Annotated in this window: 14 protein-coding genes; 8 read left to right on the top strand and 6 right to left on the bottom strand. The window is 69.4% G+C overall.

Annotated elements, in window-relative coordinates:
* Positions 1-7: 7 nt before the first annotated feature.
* A complete protein-coding gene (locus AC3IYJ_RS11860; protein WP_489401267.1) occupies positions 8-2,038 on the bottom strand; it encodes a hypothetical protein in 2,031 nt (676 codons plus the stop codon).
* 346 nt (positions 2,039-2,384) lie between these two features.
* On the opposite strand from AC3IYJ_RS11860, the gene AC3IYJ_RS11865 reads away from it, so the two are divergent.
* The 6 genes from AC3IYJ_RS11865 to AC3IYJ_RS11890 all read left to right on the top strand — a co-directional run bounded on the left by AC3IYJ_RS11865 (position 2,385) and on the right by AC3IYJ_RS11890 (position 11,990).
* A complete protein-coding gene (locus tag AC3IYJ_RS11865; RefSeq protein ID WP_489401268.1) occupies positions 2,385-3,920 on the top strand; it encodes a leucyl aminopeptidase in 1,536 nt (511 codons plus the stop codon).
* Positions 3,921-4,249: 329 nt separating this feature from the next.
* A complete protein-coding gene (gene lpdA, locus AC3IYJ_RS11870; protein ID WP_330296069.1) occupies positions 4,250-5,638 on the top strand; it encodes a dihydrolipoyl dehydrogenase in 1,389 nt (462 codons plus the stop codon).
* Positions 5,639-5,691: 53 nt separating this feature from the next.
* Positions 5,692-7,443, top strand: a complete 1,752-nt coding sequence (sucB, locus tag AC3IYJ_RS11875; RefSeq protein ID WP_489401269.1) for a 2-oxoglutarate dehydrogenase, E2 component, dihydrolipoamide succinyltransferase — start codon at positions 5,692-5,694, stop codon at positions 7,441-7,443.
* A 258-nt stretch (positions 7,444-7,701) separates the two neighbouring features.
* Positions 7,702-8,325, top strand: a complete 624-nt coding sequence (locus AC3IYJ_RS11880) for a GntR family transcriptional regulator (RefSeq protein ID WP_330300873.1) — start codon at positions 7,702-7,704, stop codon at positions 8,323-8,325.
* Between the two features lie 288 nt (positions 8,326-8,613).
* Positions 8,614-11,298 carry a pyruvate dehydrogenase (acetyl-transferring), homodimeric type gene (gene aceE / locus AC3IYJ_RS11885; RefSeq protein WP_489401270.1) on the top strand — a complete coding sequence of 895 codons (2,685 nt, stop codon included), beginning with the start codon at positions 8,614-8,616 and terminating at the stop codon, positions 11,296-11,298.
* Positions 11,299-11,471: 173 nt separating this feature from the next.
* A complete protein-coding gene (locus AC3IYJ_RS11890) occupies positions 11,472-11,990 on the top strand; it encodes a DUF4240 domain-containing protein (RefSeq protein ID WP_489401271.1) in 519 nt (172 codons plus the stop codon).
* A gap of 19 nt (positions 11,991-12,009) precedes the next feature.
* Here AC3IYJ_RS11890 and AC3IYJ_RS11895 read toward each other — a convergent pair whose 3' ends face one another.
* Positions 12,010-12,780, bottom strand: a complete 771-nt coding sequence (locus tag AC3IYJ_RS11895) for an SDR family NAD(P)-dependent oxidoreductase (RefSeq protein ID WP_489401272.1) — start codon at positions 12,778-12,780, stop codon at positions 12,010-12,012.
* A gap of 86 nt (positions 12,781-12,866) precedes the next feature.
* Here AC3IYJ_RS11895 and AC3IYJ_RS11900 point away from each other — a divergent pair, with 86 nt between their 5' ends.
* A complete protein-coding gene (locus AC3IYJ_RS11900; protein WP_489401273.1) occupies positions 12,867-13,529 on the top strand; it encodes a TetR family transcriptional regulator in 663 nt (220 codons plus the stop codon).
* A 100-nt stretch (positions 13,530-13,629) separates the two neighbouring features.
* Here AC3IYJ_RS11900 and glnA read toward each other — a convergent pair whose 3' ends face one another.
* Positions 13,630-15,039: a type I glutamate--ammonia ligase gene (gene glnA, locus AC3IYJ_RS11905; RefSeq protein WP_489401274.1), complete on the bottom strand. Its 1,410-nt coding sequence runs from the start codon at positions 15,037-15,039 to the stop codon at positions 13,630-13,632.
* 185 nt (positions 15,040-15,224) lie between these two features.
* Here glnA and AC3IYJ_RS11910 point away from each other — a divergent pair, with 185 nt between their 5' ends.
* Entirely contained in the window at positions 15,225-15,692 is a 468-nt protein-coding gene (locus AC3IYJ_RS11910; RefSeq protein WP_489401275.1) for an RDD family protein, read from the top strand.
* 88 nt (positions 15,693-15,780) lie between these two features.
* On the opposite strand, the gene AC3IYJ_RS11915 is transcribed toward AC3IYJ_RS11910, so the two are convergent.
* The 3 genes from AC3IYJ_RS11915 to lipA all read right to left on the bottom strand — a co-directional run bounded on the left by AC3IYJ_RS11915 (position 15,781) and on the right by lipA (position 17,901).
* On the bottom strand, positions 15,781-16,479 hold the full coding sequence (locus tag AC3IYJ_RS11915) for a DUF4191 domain-containing protein (RefSeq protein ID WP_489401276.1): 699 nt from the start codon (positions 16,477-16,479) through the stop codon (positions 15,781-15,783).
* Between the two features lie 10 nt (positions 16,480-16,489).
* A complete protein-coding gene (locus AC3IYJ_RS11920; protein WP_489402786.1) occupies positions 16,490-16,687 on the bottom strand; it encodes an SCO2195 family GlnR-regulated protein in 198 nt (65 codons plus the stop codon).
* A gap of 266 nt (positions 16,688-16,953) precedes the next feature.
* Entirely contained in the window at positions 16,954-17,901 is a 948-nt protein-coding gene (gene lipA / locus AC3IYJ_RS11925) for a lipoyl synthase (protein WP_489401277.1), read from the bottom strand.
* Between the last annotated feature and the right edge of the window lie 94 nt (positions 17,902-17,995).

Here is a 17,995-nt window from a genome sequence, read left to right on the forward strand (position 1 = left end):
TGCAGCATTAGGGCAGGTGCAGCGTGACGGCGCTCTGGAGCAGCTCGGGAGCCGTCCAGGTCGAGCGGGTGCCGGCGTACGCGGTGCCGAAGTCGGCGGTGCCCAGCACCAGCTGCTTCTTGGTGCCGGTGGGCGCGGTGACCGGGGCGACGACTCCGGCGGGCGCCTTGACGGTGATGTCCTTGCCGATGCGGTAGGCGGTGACCTGGTTGTTCGCGATCGCGGCGTCCCAGGCCGCACGGCGCTGGAGCTCCACGCCGGTGTCCTTCATGCTCTGGTTGACGATCGGCGCGCTGGGCGCGTAGAGCGTGCGGTAGGTGTCGAGGACCTGGTTGAGCACCGGGTAGAGGGTGCGGTCCTCGGCGAGGTTGCTCTGGTGCACGTAGTGCGGGCGCGGGTCGTTGTTCAGGACGTGGCGCAGGGCGGTGGTGGCCTCGGCCGGAACGATGTAGTTCAGGTAGCCGGTGCCTGCGTCGAGCGGGGCCGGCAGGCAGGTGGAGGTGCCGGGGTTGTCCTCGCAGATGCCGCTGCCGCCGTCGGCCCGGCTGGTGTAGATCCAGTTGTACTCGTCGGCCATCTCCGAGTTGGTGCCCGTGTTGTAGTACACGTTCATCGGGTACCGGGGGACGGTCAGCGCTGCTCCGACGGCCCTCTGCGCGGGCTCGCGGGAGTTGTCGCTGCCCGCCCACTTCACGCCGTTGTCGGCGAGCGCGCCGGCCAGATTGGGGTTGTCCTGGGGCTGCTGCGGAAGGGTCTTGAGGCCGGAGTGCTCACCGGTGACCAGTTCGGTGCGGTCGGTGGTGATGCCCTTGGACGCGGCCCAGTTGTTGTTGTCGCGGATCTGCGCCGAGATGTCGGCGCGGCTCATCCAGTTGATCGCGCCCGCGGCGTTCTTCGTGCAGGTCCACGGGATGGTGGTGGTGTCCTGGGTGCAGCCGAGGAACAAGTGGGTGTAGGTGTGGTTCATCCACCGGTACTTCGCCTTGTCGGCGATCAACTGGGCCGTGAGGGCGTCGGTGTTGCCGTTCTCCGCCTTCCACTCCTCGCCCGCGCCCGCGTTGAAGAGCAGGTCGAGCTTGAAGTTCTTCTGCGTCTGCCACTGCGCCAGGTACTGGGCGTCGGTGGCCGTCATCCGGATCGTGGACTCCTGGCCCTCGCCGCCCGCGCAGGCGTAGTCGCCGGGGGTGCAGTTGAGGTCCTTGCTCCAGCGGGCGTCCGGGGCGAAGACGTCGTCGACGTGGACCGCGAAGTAGTTGCGCTCCTGGCCCAGGTGCACGCCCTGGGTGACCCACTCGACGATGCCTCGCGCCAGCAGCCGGAACTGCTGCTGGTACTGGTTGTAGCCGAAGGTGACGACCAGTTCGCTGCGCCCGTCGTGGGTGTACTCGCCGACGAGCGAGGCCCGGCCGGAGCCGCCGGGGACGGGGGCGTCGATGAGGCTGGTGTAGCCGGCCCGCGGCTTGGCCATGAACCCGTAGCTCTCCAGCACCAGCGGCGAGTTGTCCTCGAAGGGGACCGTCCCGCCCAGGTAGCCGAAGGGGCCCGTCTTGCCGGCGGCGGTGACGGCGGCCTGGGTGCCGTCGAGGGTGCCGCCGTAGCCGCCGTTGTCGGTGTACTCCAGACCGACCTCCGGGTGCGCCCAGGTGTAGGCGTCCACCTGGCGGATCGCGTACGTGGTCTCGTACGCGGTGAGTGCGGCCATCTCGGCCGAGCCGGCGCCGAACGGGTTCTCGTTCGGGAGCACCACGCCCTGGAACTTGGCGCGCGGCCGGCCGTCGACCGTGTCGGCGAGGAACGCCGCGTTCACGACCGGGCGGCTTCCGCTGCTCAGGTCCACCCGGGTGTAAGGAACACCGGTGTCACGCAGTTCCGCCGTAATCGCCTGGACCGAGCTGCCGCCGTCGTCGAGGACGAGCACCTTCAGGTCGATGCGCGGAGTCACGGCGGCCTGAGCCGCGACTCCGGGTACGGCCACGGACGCTATCGCAGCCGCGAAGCAAACGGCGGCGAGCTTGTTCGTCCGGTTCTTCTTGACCATGTCGGCCTTTCCCCCCGCAGGCATCCTCGACCACGGCCCGTGGCTGTCGGCCGGGCCGGGGATGCTCTGTGGAAATGATGCAAAGGAACCCCGCGTCCCCTTGCGAGAGTGGCCCGAGTCTTTCGGACCTCGTCAGGTCTAAGGGGCAAACCTGGAACAGAGGCCACAGATGGGTGAACCTGAGAGCCTCTTGATCGAACAACTTGCCAAACCTTCGAGTGGCGTGCGGACGAGTGCGTACGCGTAGGCTCATTTCCGGCGGCCGTCGGGCCCGAATACGATCGCTACGGATGGCCGTCCACCCACTCGGCCCACACCTCCAAAACGGAAGCGAGACTTCACCACCGTGACTGCTCTGACTCTCAGCACTGCCGGACCGGCGACGCTGCGTGCCGACGCCCTCGTCGTCGGCGTAGCGAAGGGCCCCAAGGGCCTCGTCGTCGCCGCGGGCGCCGAGGCCGTGGACAAGGCCTACGACGGTAAGCTCGCCGCCGTGCTCGACGCGCTCGGTGCCTCGGGCACCGAAGGGGAGATCACCAAGCTGCCGGCTCCCGACGGCCTCAAGGTCCCGGTCGTGCTGGCGGTCGGTCTGGGCCCCGTCCCCGAGACGGACGAGTCGTACGACGAGGAAGTGCTGCGCCGCGCCGCCGGCTCCGCCGCCCGCGCCCTGCACGGCTCCAAGAAGGCCGCCTTCGCCCTCCCCCTCGACGACGCCTCCGCCGTCACGGCCGTGGCCGAGGGCGCGCTGCTGGGCGCGTACGCCTTCACCGCCTACCAGGGCGGCGAGAAGAAGGCCGCGGGCGCCAAGAACGGCGGCCCGAAGCAGCCGCTCGCCGAGGTGGCCCTGCTCGGCGCCAAGCCGCGCGACAAGGAGCACAAGGCCGCCGCCGAGCGCGCCACGATCGTCGCGACCGAGGTCAACATCTCCCGTGACCTGGTCAACACCCCCCCGAACGATCTGACCCCCGAGGCCTTCGCCGCGGTCGCCTCCGCGACCGCCAAGGAGAACGGCATCAAGGTCCAGGTCCTGGACGAGAAGGCGCTGCTCAAGGGCGGCTACGGCGGCATCATGGGCGTCGGCAAGGGCTCCGAGAACCCGCCGCGCCTGGTGAAGCTCACCTACACCCACGCCAAGGCGGAGAAGACCCTCGCCTTCGTCGGCAAGGGCATCACCTACGACTCCGGCGGCATCTCCCTGAAGCCGGCCGGCCACAACGAGACGATGAAGTGCGACATGGCCGGCGCAGCCGCCGTCTTCGCCGCCGTCGTCGCGGCCGCCAAGCTCGGCCTCCAGGTCAACGTCACCGGCTGGCTCGCGCTCGCCGAGAACATGCCGTCCGGCTCCGCCACCAAGCCCGGCGACGTGCTGCGCATGTACACCGGCAAGACCGTCGAGGTCCTCAACACCGACGCCGAGGGCCGCCTGGTCCTCGGTGACGCGCTGGCCAAGGCCTCCGAGGACAACCCGGACGCGATCATCGACGTGGCGACCCTGACCGGCGCCATGGTGCTGGCCCTGGGTGACCGCACCTTCGGGATCATGGCCAACGACGACGCCTTCCGCACCTCGATCCACGAGATCGCCGAAGAGGTCGGCGAGGCCTCCTGGCCGATGCCGCTCCCGGCGGACCTGCGCAAGACCATGGACTCCCCCACCGCCGACATCGCCAACATGGGTGTCCGGATGGGCGGCGGCCTGGTCGCCGGTCTCTTCCTCCAGGAGTTCGTCGGCGAGGGCATCACCTGGGCCCACCTCGACATCGCGGGTCCCGCCTTCCACGAGGGCGCCCCGTACGGCTACACCCCCAAGGGCGGCACCGGCTCGGCCGTGCGCACCCTGGTGCGGCTGGCCGAGCGCACCGCCACCGGCGACCTGGGCTGACGCCCACCGGCCGGTAACCGCCACCCACCGGGCGGCAAGCCTCCGGTCACTGTGCGGGCCCCGGACCCGGTCGGATTTCCCGATCGGGGCCGGGGCCTGTTCACTCTCAACGAAATCCGTAGGTTTCTACGCTGTGGTAACCCCCGGTTCGGACAGATCGACCGTCCACAGGGCGGGCCCGCCGTCCCGCGTTCCCCCGACAAATGCGAAGATGGGTTCTCGGCAGGACAGGGCCCCCACCACAGGGCCGAAGAAACAAGCGGCCGTATACCAGCCGCCGCCCGGTCACAGAGGACCGGTGCTCGGCGCACATGCATGGAGGACGTGACGTGGCGAACGACGCCAGCACCGTTTTCGACCTAGTGATCCTCGGCGGTGGCAGTGGCGGTTACGCCGCAGCGCTGCGCGCATCCCAGCTGGGTCTGGACGTTGCCCTGATCGAGAAGAACAAGCTCGGCGGCACCTGCCTGCACAACGGCTGCATCCCCACGAAGGCTCTGCTGCACGCGGGCGAGGTCGCCGACTCGGCTCGCGAGGCCGCCCAGTTCGGTGTGAAGACCACCTTCGAGGGCATCGACATCGCGGGTGTCAACAAGTACAAGGACGAGGTCATCTCGGGCCTGTACAAGGGCCTGCAGGGTCTGGTCGCCTCTCGCAAGGTGACGTACATCGAGGGTGAGGGCCGCCTCTCCTCGCCGACGTCCGTCGACGTGAACGGCCAGCGCATCCAGGGCCGCCACGTCCTGCTGGCGACCGGCTCCGTGCCGAAGTCGCTGCCGGGCCTGAACATCGACGGCAACCGGATCCTCTCCTCGGACCACGCGCTGGTCCTGGACCGCGTGCCCGAGTCCGCGATCATCCTGGGCGGCGGCGTCATCGGCGTCGAGTTCGCCTCGGCGTGGAAGTCCTTCGGTTCCGAGGTCACCGTCATCGAGGGTCTCAAGCACCTCGTGCCGGTCGAGGACGAGAACAGCTCCAAGCTTCTTGAGCGCGCGTTCCGCAAGCGCGGCATCAAGTTCAACCTCGGCACCTTCTTCGACAAGGCCGAGTACACCGAGAACGGTGTCCGGGTCACCCTCGCCGACGGCAAGACCTTCGAAGCCGAGGTGCTGCTGGTCGCCATCGGCCGCGGCCCGGTCTCGCAGGGTCTGGGCTACGAGGAGCAGGGCGTCGCGATGGACCGCGGCTACGTCCTGGTCGACGAGTACATGCAGACCAACGTGGCGACCATCTCGGCGGTCGGCGACCTCGTCCCGACCCTCCAGCTCGCGCACGTCGGTTTCGCCGAGGGCATCCTGGTCGCGGAGCGTCTGGCCGGTCTCAAGACCGTCCCGATCGACTACGACGGTGTCCCGCGCGTCACGTACTGCCACCCCGAGGTCGCTTCCGTCGGCATCACCGAGGCCAAGGCCAAGGAGATCTACGGTGCGGACAAGGTCATCGCCGCGAAGTTCAACCTCGCGGGCAACGGCAAGAGCAAGATCCTGAAGACCGCGGGCGAGATCAAGCTCGTCCAGGTCAAGGATGGCGCGGTGGTCGGCATCCACATGGTGGGCGACCGCATGGGCGAGCAGGTCGGCGAAGCCCAGCTGATCTACAACTGGGAAGCCCTGCCGGCCGAGGTCGCGCAGCTGATCCACGCGCACCCGACCCAGAACGAGGCCCTCGGTGAGGCGCACCTCGCGCTGGCCGGCAAGCCGCTGCACAACCACGACTAATCGTCACGGGCGCGACGACCACTTCCGCACATTCGTTAGGAGCAACTGAAACCATGTCGGTTTCCGTAACCCTTCCGGCGCTCGGAGAGAGCGTTACTGAGGGCACTGTCACCCGCTGGCTGAAGGCCGAGGGCGAGCGCGTCGAGGCCGACGAGCCGCTGCTCGAGGTCTCGACCGACAAGGTCGACACCGAGATCCCGTCCCCCGTGTCGGGCATCCTGGCCTCCATCAAGGTCGCCGAGGACGAGACCGTCGAGGTCGGCGCCGAGCTGGCCATCATCGACGACGGCTCGGGCGCGCCGGTCGCGGCTGCCGCCCCGGCCGCCGCCGTCGCCGAGACGGTCGTCGCCGAGGTTCCGGCCGCGCCGGCTCCGGTCGCCGAGGCCCCCGCGGCTCCGGCTCCGGCCGCCGCCGCTCCGGCTGCCGCCGGCACTGATGTCGTACTCCCCGCCCTGGGCGAGTCCGTCACCGAGGGCACCGTCACCCGCTGGCTGAAGCAGGTCGGCGAGTCCGTCGAGGCCGACGAGCCGCTGCTCGAGGTCTCGACCGACAAGGTCGACACCGAGATCCCCGCCCCGGTCGCCGGCGTCCTGCTGGAGATCCTGGTCGCCGAGGACGAGAACGCCGAGGTCGGCGCGCGTCTGGCCGTCATCGGCGTGGCAGGTGCGGCCCCCGCGGCCGCCCCGGTCGCCGCCGCTCCGGCTCCGGTCGCGGCTCCCGCCCCGGTCGCCGCCCCGGCCCCGGTCGCTGCCCCGGCTCCGGTCGTGGCCGCCCCCGCGGTTGCCGCCCCGGTCGCCGCTCCGGCTCCCGTGGCCGCTCCGGCTCCGGTCGCCCCCGTGGCCCCGGCCGCCCCCGCCGCACCGGTTTCCGCCGGTGACGAGGGCGCGTACGTGACCCCGCTGGTGCGCAAGCTCGCCTCGGAGTCCGGCGTCAACCTGTCCGCGGTTTCCGGCACCGGTGTCGGTGGCCGCATCCGCAAGCAGGACGTCCTGGCCGCCGCCGAGGCCGCCAAGGCCGCCGCTGCCGCTCCGGCTCCGGCCGCTGCCGCTCCCGCCGCCAAGGCTCCGGCCGCCGCTGTGTCCGAGCTGCGCGGTCAGACCGTCAAGATGACCCGCATGCGCAAGGTCATCGGCGACAACATGATGAAGGCCCTGCACTCGCAGGCTCAGCTCAGCTCCGTGGTCGAGGTGGACATCACCAAGATCATGAAGCTGCGCGAGAAGGCCAAGGCCTCCTTCCTGGCCCGCGAGGGCGTCAAGCTCTCGCCGATGCCGTTCTTCGTCAAGGCCGCTGCCCAGGCGCTGAAGGCCCACGCGGTCGTCAACGCCCGGATCAACGACGCCGAGGGCACCATCACCTACTTCGACTCGGAGAACATCGGCATCGCCGTGGACTCCGAGAAGGGCCTGATGACCCCGGTCATCAAGGGTGCGGGCGACCTCAACCTGGCGGGCATCTCCAAGGCCACCGCCGATCTGGCCGGCAAGGTCCGCGGCAACAAGATCACGCCGGACGAGCTGTCGGGCGCGACCTTCACCATCAGCAACACCGGCTCGCGCGGTGCGCTGTTCGACACGGTCATCGTGCCCCCGAACCAGGCCGCCATCCTGGGCATCGGTGCCACGGTGAAGCGCCCGGTGGTCATCGAGACCGCCGAGGGCACCGTCATCGGCGTCCGCGACATGACGTACCTGACCCTGTCCTACGACCACCGCCTGGTGGACGGCGCGGACGCGGCCCGGTACCTCTCGGCCGTCAAGGCGATCCTCGAGGCCGGCGAGTTCGAGGTCGAGCTCGGCCTGTAAGGCTCCCCGCGACAGCAGCTGTCGTGCACGGCGCCCCCGCCCAGGATTCACGTCCCGGGCGGGGGCGCCGTCGTCGTACCCGGGCGGGCTCCTGCGGGCCCTTCGCGGCCCCTTCGCGGGCCCTTCGCGGGCCGCCTGTAACCAGCCTCACCCTGCGCCCCTGACCAGGAACGCATCGCGACGGGCGGCTCCGCCGTATTGTCTACGCATCAGGCACCGCATGCCCCTGCACACCCATCAGGAGATGAAGCCCCGATGATCACCCCACCCGTCGTGCACTCGCTGCGCGAGCAGATCCGCGAGCACATCGTGGAGGGGATCGTCAGCGGGCGCTGGAAGCCCGGCGAGCGGATCGTGGAGCGCCGGATCGCCGTGGAGCTGGAGGTCAGCCAGACGCCCGTGCGCGAGGCCCTGCGCGAGCTGGAGACGCTGCGGCTGATCGAGTCGGCGCCGAACAAGGGCGTGCGCGTACGGAACCTGTCGGCTGCGGACCTGGAGGAGATCTATCCGGTCCGGGCGGGCCTGGAGCAGATTGCGGCCGAGCTGGCCGCGCCCCGGCTGGCGGCCGACTGCACGGCCCTGGAGCCGCACGTCGCGGCCCTGTGGGACGCCGACCGCAGCGCGGACGGCACGGCGCAGGTGCGGCACACCGTGGGCTTCCACCGGGAAATGGTCCGGGCGGCCGGGAACAGCGTGCTGCTGCACACCTGGGAGTCCCTGGGGATCGAGGTCTTCACGGCCCTGTCCATCCGGTGGCTGGGCACGGTCCAGAAGTCCTACGCAGAGGAGCACGAAGCCCTCGTGGAGGCGTTCCGGAACCAGGATCCGGACATCGGCCTGCTCGTGAAGCGGCATGTCCTCGGGTGCGCGCCCCGGGCTTGATTTCGCCCCTGCCCGGCCCTCCGACAGACCCCCCTGGCGACTCCCCTAGTGCCAGCACCCCCCTATTTACCGGCCAGTTCGTACCGTTTTGCCCGGCACCGGGTGCCTTGTTTCATGGCACCCGGTGCCGACTTTTGTCATATGGACACTTCTTCGCCACTTTCATTTGATCGATCATCGATCAGCGCCTTACAGTCATCGCGGACCCCACCCGGGTCCAACGACCCTGTCCTGCCCGTCAGGGATTTCTTCACCACCTCTCCTTTGTCCGGAAGGCGGCGCACACCGATGTCCGACCCCGTAGGAAAGCTTCCGAGCGAGCTCGACCAGCTCCCGGACCGCGACACCGAGGAGACCGCCGAATGGGCGGCCTCCCTCGACGCAGTCGCCAAGGCCGCCGGTACGCGCCGCGCCGAATACCTGCTCCGTCGCACCCTCCAGCACGCCGAGGCCGCCGGCCTCGCGCTGCCGAAGCTGCTCGAGACGGACTACGTCAACACCATCCCCACCGCCGCCGAGCCGGAGTTCCCCGGTGACGAGGCGATGGAAGCCAGGATCACCGCATGGAACCGCTGGAACGCGGCCGCCATGGTGACCCGCGGCTCCAAGTACGGCGTCGGCGGCCACATCGCCACCTTCGCCTCGGCCGCGTGGCTGTACGAGACCGGCTTCCAGCACTTCTTCCGCGGGAAGGAGGCCGACGGATCGGGCGACCAGCTCTACATCCAGGGCCACGCCTCCCCCGGCATCTACGCCCGCGCGTTCCTCGACGGACGCGTCTCCGAGCAGCAGCTCGACCACTTCCGCCAGGAGTCCGGCGGCCAGGGCCTGCCGTCCTACCCGCACCCGCGGCGCCTGCCGTGGCTGTGGGAGTTCCCGACGGTCTCCATGGGCCTCGGCCCGCTCTCGGCGATCTACCAGGCGCGGTTCAACCGCTACCTGCACAACCGGAGCATCAAGGACACCGCCAACTCGCACGTCTGGGCCTTCCTGGGCGACGGCGAGATGGACGAGCCCGAGTCGACCGCCGCCCTGGCCCTCGCCTCCCGTGAGCAGCTCGACAACCTGACCTTCGTCATCAACTGCAACCTGCAGCGCCTCGACGGTCCGGTCCGTGCCAACTTCCGCGTGGTGCAGGAGCTGGAAGCCCAGTTCCGCGGCGCCGGCTGGAACGTCATCAAGTCGCTGTGGGGCTCCGCCTGGGACGAGCTGTTCCAGCTCGACACCACGGGCGCCCTGGTACGCCGCCTGCGCGAGGTACCCGACGCGCAGTTCCAGACGTACGCGACCCGCGACGTGGCCTACATCCGCCAGCACTTCTTCGGCGCCAACGCCGAGCTCGTGCAGCTGGCCGGTGTGCTCTCCGACGCGAAGATCGCCGAGTGCTTCCACACCTCCCGCGGCGGCCACGAGCCCCGCAAGGTCTACGCCGCGTACAAGGCCGCCCTGGAGCACAAGGGTGCGCCGACGGTCATCCTCGCGCAGACCGTCAAGGGCTACACGCTGGGCGCCGGGTTCGAGTCGAAGAACGCGAACCACCAGATGAAGAAGCTGACGATCGACGAGTTCAAGGACATGCGTGACCTCCTTGGCCTCCCGATCCCGGACAGCGCCTTCGCCGACGGCCAGGTCCCGTACGGCCACCCGGGCGCCAACAGCCCCGAGGTGCAGTACCTGAACGAGCGCCGCGCGGCGCTCGGCGGCCCGGCCCCGGCCCGCAAGGTCAAGCACGTGGCCCTGCCCGCCCCGGCGGACCGCTCCTTCGCCCCGCTGCTCAAGGGCTCCGGCAAGCAGGAGATGGCCACCACCATGGCCTTCGTCCGGCTCGTCAAGGACCTGATGCGGGACAAGGAGACCGGCAAGCGCTGGGTGCCGATCGTCCCCGACGAGGCCCGTACCTTCGGTATGGAGTCACTCTTCCCGTCGGCCGGCATCTACTCGCCGCTGGGCCAGACGTACGAGCCGGTCGACCGCGACCAGCTCATGTACTACAAGGAAGCCAAGGACGGCCAGATCCTCAACGAGGGGATCACCGAGGCCGGCGCCATGGCCGACTTCATCGCCGCCTGCACCTCGTACGCGACGCACGGCGAGCCGATGATCCCCTTCTACATCTTCTACTCGATGTTCGGCTGGCAGCGCACCGCCGACCAGATGTGGCAGCTCGCCGACCAGCTCGGCAAGGGCTTCATCGTCGGCGCCACCGCCGGTCGCACCACCCTGACGGGCGAGGGCCTCCAGCACGCGGACGGCCACTCGCACCTGATCGCGTCCACGAACCCGGCGTCGCTCAACTACGACCCGGCCTTCGCGTACGAGATCGCGGTGATCGTCAAGGACGGTCTGCGCCGGATGTACGGCGAGAAGCCGGAAGACGTCTTCTACTACCTGACGGTCTACAACGAGCCGAAGGTCCAGCCTGCCATTCCGGAGGGCGTGGAAGAGGGCATCCTCAAGGGTCTCTACCGCTTCAACACGGCGGCGGACCTGACGGAGGCGGCCCCGGCCGCCGACGCCCCGAAGATCCAGCTGATGGCCTCCGGTACGGCGATCCACTGGGTCCTCGACGCCCAGAAGCTGCTCGCCGCCGACTGGAACGTGGCCGCCGACGTCTGGTCCGCCACCTCCTGGGGCGAGCTGCGCCGCGACGCGCTGGAGTGCGACGAGGCCCTGCTGCGCGGCGAGATGCGCACCCCGTACGTCACCCGTGCGCTGGAGGGCGTCACCAGCCCGGTGCTCGCCGTCTCCGACTGGATGCGTCAGGTCCCGGACCAGATCAGCCAGTGGGTCGAGCAGGACTACACCTCGCTGGGTACGGACGGCTTCGGTCTGTCCGACACCCGTGAGGGCGCCCGCCGCCACTTCGGTGTCGACGCCCAGTCGATCGTGGTGGCCGCGCTGGCCCAGCTCGCCCGCCGCGGCGAGGTACCGGCGTCCGCCATCAAGGAAGCCCGGGAGCGCTACGGCCTGTAGGCCGCGAGCGATCCGACCGTGAGGCGGTCCGTCCCTGTGGGGGCGGGCCGCCTCACGGCATTGGCGGGGCCGGTATCCGTGGGCCGGCATGCGTCCGTGCGGGGGGCGCTCACCGGACTTTCAGGCCATGCGCGGTGGCGGCGAGGGGGTGGACCCGTGATGCTGGAGCGGTGATGGACGAGACGGAGTTCTGGGAGATCGTCGACCGTACCCGCGAGGCCGCCGAGGGCGACCCCGAGGAACACGCGGAGCTGCTCGTGGAGCGGCTGGCGCAGCTCGATCCGGATTCCGTCCTGGACTTCGCCCGGCACTTCGAGTCGCGGTACAACCGGGCGTACACCTGGGACCTGTGGGGCGCCGCGTGGGTGCTGCTCGACGGGGCGAGCGACGACGCGTTCGACTACTTCCGGTGCTGGCTGATCGGCCAGGGGCGCGAGGTCTTCGAGGGCGGGGTGCACGACCCCGACCACCTGGCGGAGCTCCTGGGCGAGTTCGACGAGGAGATCGACGGGGACGGCGAGGAGCTGGGCTACGCGGCCGACGAGGCCTACGAGCAGCTCACCGGGGCGGTCGCACCCGATCTGGGCGTCCCCCTCCAGGCGGCGGAGCCGGAGGGCGCTGCGCTGGACTTCGAGAACGAAGCCGTGCTCGCGGAGCGCTTCCCCCGGCTGTGGGACCGCTTCAGGGGCTGACGCCCCCGGCCCCTGCTGCTCAGTAGTGCGTGCCGCCGTCGATGCGGATCTCCGTGCCGGTGATGAACGCACCGTCCTCGGAGCCCAGCATGGCGACGACGCCGGCGACCGTCTGCGGGCCGGCGAAGCCCTGGCCGAGGGCCGGGGCGAGCTTGGCGAACAGGCTCCAGTCGGTGTCCTCGGGCAGGCCGGGGCCGGGGCCGGTGGTCATGCCGCTCTCGATGGAGCCGGGCGCGACGGAGACGAAGCGCAGGCCCTGCTTGCTGTATTCGGCGGCCAGCGCGTGGGTCATGGACTGGATGCCGCCCTTGCTGGCCGCGTAGGCGGACATGTAGGGGTGGGCGAAGGTCGCCGAGGTGGAGCTGAAGTTGACGACGACCGGCTGGTCGCCCTCCAGCAGCGCCGGGATCGATTCGCGGATGACCAGGAAGGTACCGGTCAGGTTCACCGCGATGACCTTGTTCCAGAATTCCAGCGTGGTCTCGTGGGTGTGCGAGGACCGCAGGATGCCCGCGGCGTTGACCAGCACGTCGAGCCCGCCGAGGGCGGCCACGGCGGCGGCCGTGCCGGTCCGCACGGCGGCCTCGTCGGAGATGTCGAGCACCGAGGTGGTGAGGCGCTCCGCGCGGCCGTCGGCGGCGGCCTGCTCGGCGGTGGTCTTGAGACCGGCTTCGTTGACGTCCACGGCATGGACGCGGCCGCCCTCGGAAAGGATGCGGTGGACGGTGGCCTGGCCGATGCCGGAGCCACCGCCGGTGATGAGGACGCGACGTCCTTCGTAACGGTTCATGAGGTTGAGCGTACTCCCGACATGACACGTTTTGCCACCCTGTCAAAGCGTGCAATCCGTACTCGGTCTGAGGGTATCCTTCCCCCGTGAGATCCCCTCGTCCGTACTCTCCTCAGGCCGGCCCCGGAGCCCAGTCGCTGAACGAGCGCCGCAAGGCCGCCACCCAGCTCGACATCGCCCGCGCGGCCTGCGACCTCTTCGCCGAGCACGGCCCCGACGGCACGACCGCCGAGGACATCGCCCACCGTGCGGGGGTGGCGCTGCGCACCTTCTACCGCTACTTCCGCAACAAGCAGGAGGCCGTGGCCCCGCTGCTCGCGGGCGGCGGCGACGCCTGGCGCGCCCTGCTCGCCGAGGAGGACCCCGGCACCCCGCTCGCCGAGGCCCTGGAGCGCGCGGTCACCCGCTCGCTCACCGAGCCCCAGGCCATCGAGGAGGGGCTGGAGGTCACCCGCGGGCTGCTGCGCGCCGCCGCGACCGACGAGGCGCTGCGCGCCGTCTGGTACCGGGTCAACCAGGACTCCGAGGAGAACCTGGTCCCCGTGATATCCCGCCTCGCAGGCCCGGAGGCCGACCTCCTGGGCATCCGCCTCCTCGCGGCGGCGGCCACCGACGCGATCCGCATCGCCCTGGAACTCTGGTCGGCCACGGACGCCCCGCCCGTGGGCCCCGGCTCCCCCTCGGAACTGGCGGTCCGCTGCCTGCGCGACCTCACGGGCGCGATGCCCCTGACCCGCCCCTCCGCCTGACGCGCCCCTCTGCCCGACGGTCCCCCTCCGGCCCGGAGGGGGACCGGACACGACGAAGCCCCGCCTTCTCCGAGGAGAGGGCGGGGCTTCGTAGCACTCTTTAGAGGTCGAAGTAGAGCTCGAACTCGTGCGGGTGCGGGCGCAGGGCGATCGGGGCGATCTCGTGCGTGCGCTTGTAGTCGATCCAGGTCTCGATCAGGTCGGGAGTGAAGACACCGCCGGCCAGGAGGTACTCGTGGTCCTCCTCCAGGGCCTTGAGGACGTCCTCGAGGCTGGTCGGGACCTGCGGGACGCTCGCGTGCTCGTCCGGGGAGAGCTCGTAGAGGTCCTTGTCGATCGGCTCCATCGGCTCGATCTTGTTCTTGATGCCGTCGAGGCCGGCCAGCAGGAGGGCCGCGAACGCCAGGTACGGGTTCGAGGACGGGTCCGGGGCGCGGAACTCGACGCGCTTGGCCTTCGGGTTCGAGCCCGTGATCGGGATGCGCATGGCGGCCGAGCGGTTGCGCTGCGAGTACACCATGTTGACCGGCGCCTCGAAGCCCGGGACCAGGCGGTGGTAGGAGTTCACCGTCGGGTTGGTGAACGCCAGCAGCGACGGGGCGTGCTTGAGGATGCCGCCGATGTAGTAGCGCGCCATGTCCGACAGGCCCGCGTAGCCGGCCTCGTCGTAGAACAGCGGGTCGCCGTTGGCCCACAGCGACTGGTGCACGTGCATGCCCGAGCCGTTGTCACCGAAGATCGGCTTCGGCATGAAGGTCGCGGTCTTGCCGTTGCGCCAGGCGACGTTCTTCACGATGTACTTGAAGAGCATCAGGTCGTCGGCCGCGGCGAGCAACGTGTTGAACTTGTAGTTGATCTCGGCCTGGCCACCGGTGCCGACCTCGTGGTGCTGGCGCTCGACCTGGAGGCCCTGGGCGTCCAGCTCGAGGGAGATCTCGGCGCGCAGGTCGGCGAAGTGGTCGACCGGGGCTACGGGGAAGTAACCACCCTTGTAGCGGACCTTGTAACCACGGTTGTTCTCCTCGGAGCCCGTGTTCCAGGCGCCGGCCTCGGAGTCGATGTGGTAGAAGCCCTCGTTCGCGGAGGTCGCGAAGCGCACGCTGTCGAACACGTAGAACTCGGCCTCGGGGCCGAAGAACGCGGTGTCGGCGATGCCGGTGGAGGCGAGGTACGCCTCGGCCTTCTTCGCGATGTTGCGCGGGTCGCGGCTGTAGGCCTCGCCCGTGATCGGGTCGTGGATGAAGAAGTTGATGTTGAGCGTCTTGTCCTTGCGGAACGGGTCCAGGCGCGCGGTGGTGATGTCGGCACGCAGCGCCATGTCGGACTCGTGGATCGCCTGGAAGCCGCGGATCGAGGAGCCGTCGAAGGCCAGCTCCTCGTTCGGGTCGAACGCGCGCCCCGGGATGGTGAAGTGCTGCATGACACCAGGCAGGTCGCAGAAGCGGACGTCAACGAACTTGACGTCGTTCTCCTCGATGTACTGCTTCACTTCGTCGGCGTTCTGGAACATCCAACTCCTCCTACTCCCGACCCCGGGGCAGGGGCGGGCTTTATAGCTAGTGGTGCGTCAGTGCGGTGCCGCACGCTGACCCGACCATAAGCAGACGGGGTTTCCCAAGCATGACCCATTTGTTTCGCACAAGTTAACCAGGGTCCCGGCGGAACCTCGCGGAGCAGCACGGGTACGGTGTTCGGGTGGACAAGAGGCAAGCAATCGGATCATGGCTCTCCGGCCCCCGCGAGGCCGCCGAAGGAATGGGAGTCGACTTCGGCTACCCCGGCAAGCAGCTCGGCCTGCCACAGCAGGGGCCCGGCTCCGTGGCCCGCTTCGGGCGCCGCTTCGCGGCCCTGGTCATCGACTGGCTGGCCTGCCAGCTGATCGCATACGGCCTGATCACGGGCCGCGACTGGACCGGTGCGGGCAACTGGACCCTGGTGCTCTTCGTGGTCCTGAGCATCCTGACCATCGCCACCGTGGGCTTTACCCCCGGGAAGCGGATTCTGGGCCTCCGGGTCATCTCACAGGATGGCGGCCCGCTCGGCGTCGGCCGCGTGGTGCTGCGCACCCTGCTGCTCGCCCTGGTGGTCCCGGCCCTGGTCTGGGACCGCGACGGCCGCGGGCTGCACGACCGCCTGGGCCGCGCCGTCCAGGTCCGGATCTGAGGATCCCGCACCCGAATCAGCGCGAACGCGCGGGCGCCCCGAGCCGATGGCTCGGGGCGCCCGCGCGTCGTTGTATACGAAAAGCTGGTCAGCGCATCTTTCCGCCGCGCGGCATGCGCATCCCCTTGGGCATCGGGCCCTTCGGGATCGGCATGTTGCTCAGCAAGTCGCCCATGGCCCGCAGCTTGTCGTTGACCTGGGTGATCTGGGGGCCCGAGAGCACCCGGGGCAGCTTCAGCAGGGTCGTACGGACCTTCTTGAGCGGCACCTCGCCCTCACCGGTGCCCACGATGAAGTCGTGGACCGGGATGTCGGGCATGATCCGGGACAACTTCTTCTTCTCGTTCGCGAGCAGCGCCTTGACCCGGTTCGGGTTGCCCTCACCGATCAGCACCACGCCTGCCTTGCCGACCGCGCGGTGGACGATGTCCTGCTGCTTGCTCATCGCGACGGCGGGGGTGGTGTTCCAGCCCCTGCCCACGTTGTCCAGTACGGCCGCGGCTGCGCCCGGCTGGCCCTCCATCTGCCCGAAGGCAGCCCGCTCGGCCCGTCGCCCGAAGACGATCGCCATCGCGAGGAACGCCACCAGGAAGCCCAGAATGCCCAGGTAGACCGGGTGGCCGATCAGGAAGCCGATCGCAAGAAAGACACCGAAGGTGACGATTCCCACGCCCGCGACGATCAGACCGACCTTCGGGTCGGCCTTGCGCGTCATCTTGTACGTCAGGGCGATCTGCTTCAGTCGCCCGGGGTTCGCAGCAGTCTCTGCGTTTGACTTCCTCGCCATGCAGCGAAGTTTACGTGGCCTTCTCGGTCCGGGTCGCCGCGGCCTCGAGTACGTGCTCGGTTTCGACCCGGTCCTTGGCCCTGCGGCGGTCTTCGAGCACCGCCGACCAGGCGTTGCGGCGGGCGCCGCTCATGAGCAGCGACTCGATGCCCCGGAAGGCGTCGCCGACGGTCGGGATGGCAATGGCGCGTACGGGCGCGGCCTGCATGATGTCGATCCCTTTCACGGAGCTCACATCGGGCGTGCGGATCATGGCGCGGAGCGTTCTGCGCACCGCTCGTACACCGGCGCGTGCGCGGTGCGTGGAGCAATCGTCACTGATTGGTGTTACCAGGGCGTGACTGGCTGGTCAAACAGTGATGAAACATTTACGCGGCCCGCCGGGCTCTCCTTGAAGAGCCTAGGGGCCGCGTCGATGCGATGTTACCCACTGGTAAGCATTTGTGCGCGACTTCACACAGTCCTGGCGGACCCTCAGACGCGGCTGCGCTTCTCCATCGCCTGCTGGTACAGCCGGCCCGCGCGGTACGAGGACCGCACCAGCGGGCCCGACATCACGCCGGAGAAGCCGATGTCCTCGGCCTCCTTCGCCAGCTCCACGAACTCGGCCGGCTTCACCCAGCGCTCGACGGGGTGGTGCCGCGACGAGGGCCGCAGGTACTGGGTGATGGTGATGAGCTCGCAGCCCGCCTCGTGGAGGTCCTTCAGCGCCTGGCTGACCTCCTCGCGCTCCTCGCCCATGCCGAGGATCAGGTTGGACTTGGTCACCAGGCCGTACGCCCGCGCCTGGGTGATGACGTCCAGCGAACGCTCGTAGCGGAAGCCGGGACGGATCCGCTTGAAGATCCGCGGCACCGTCTCGATGTTGTGCGCGAACACCTCGGGACGGGAGGCGAAGACCTCTTCCAGCAGCTCCGGGACCGCATTGAAGTCCGGGGCGAGCAGCTCGACCTTGGTCTGCCCGGCCGCGCGCTCCGCCGTCTGCTGGTGGATCTGGCGCACGGTCTCCGCGTAGAGCCAGGCGCCGCCGTCCGACAGGTCGTCGCGCGCGACGCCCGTGATGGTGGCGTAGTTCAGGTCCATGGTGACGACCGACTCGCCCACACGGCGCGGCTCGTCCCGGTCCAGCGCCTCGGGCTTGCCCGTGTCGATCTGGCAGAAGTCGCAGCGCCGGGTGCACTGGTCGCCGCCGATGAGGAAGGTGGCCTCGCGGTCCTCCCAGCATTCGTAAATGTTCGGACAACCCGCTTCCTGGCACACCGTGTGCAGTCCTTCGCCCTTCACCAGGGCCTGCATCTTGGTGTACTCGGGACCCATCTTCGCCCGGGTCTTGATCCACTCGGGCTTGCGCTCGATGGGCGTCTGGGCGTTACGGACCTCCAGGCGCAGCATCTTGCGTCCGTCGGGTGCGACTGCGGACACGACCGGCTCCCTGTGACTTCGATTCTTCGGCGCCCACCAGGGTACGCCCGTAATTCGTACGTTCTTACGTCGGCCAACCTGCGAGCGGCCCGGC

The sequence above is a fragment of the Streptomyces sp. GL_140 genome (assembly GCF_057834465.1).

Excerpts from the sequence above, each read along its gene's own strand:
- AC3IYJ_RS11915 (WP_489401276.1), bottom strand. The coding sequence starts at position 16,479 with ATGGCGAGGAAGTCAAACGCAGAGACTGCTGCGAACCCCGGGCGACTG.
- AC3IYJ_RS11860 (WP_489401267.1), bottom strand. The coding sequence starts at position 2,038 with ATGGTCAAGAAGAACCGGACGAACAAGCTCGCCGCCGTTTGCTTCGCG.
- aceE (WP_489401270.1), top strand. The coding sequence starts at position 8,614 with ATGTCCGACCCCGTAGGAAAGCTTCCGAGCGAGCTCGACCAGCTCCCG.
- glnA (WP_489401274.1), bottom strand. The coding sequence starts at position 15,039 with ATGTTCCAGAACGCCGACGAAGTGAAGCAGTACATCGAGGAGAACGAC.
- AC3IYJ_RS11920 (WP_489402786.1), bottom strand. The coding sequence starts at position 16,687 with ATGCAGGCCGCGCCCGTACGCGCCATTGCCATCCCGACCGTCGGCGAC.
- sucB (WP_489401269.1), top strand. The coding sequence starts at position 5,692 with ATGTCGGTTTCCGTAACCCTTCCGGCGCTCGGAGAGAGCGTTACTGAG.
- AC3IYJ_RS11890 (WP_489401271.1), top strand. The coding sequence starts at position 11,472 with ATGGACGAGACGGAGTTCTGGGAGATCGTCGACCGTACCCGCGAGGCC.
- AC3IYJ_RS11895 (WP_489401272.1), bottom strand. The coding sequence starts at position 12,780 with ATGAACCGTTACGAAGGACGTCGCGTCCTCATCACCGGCGGTGGCTCC.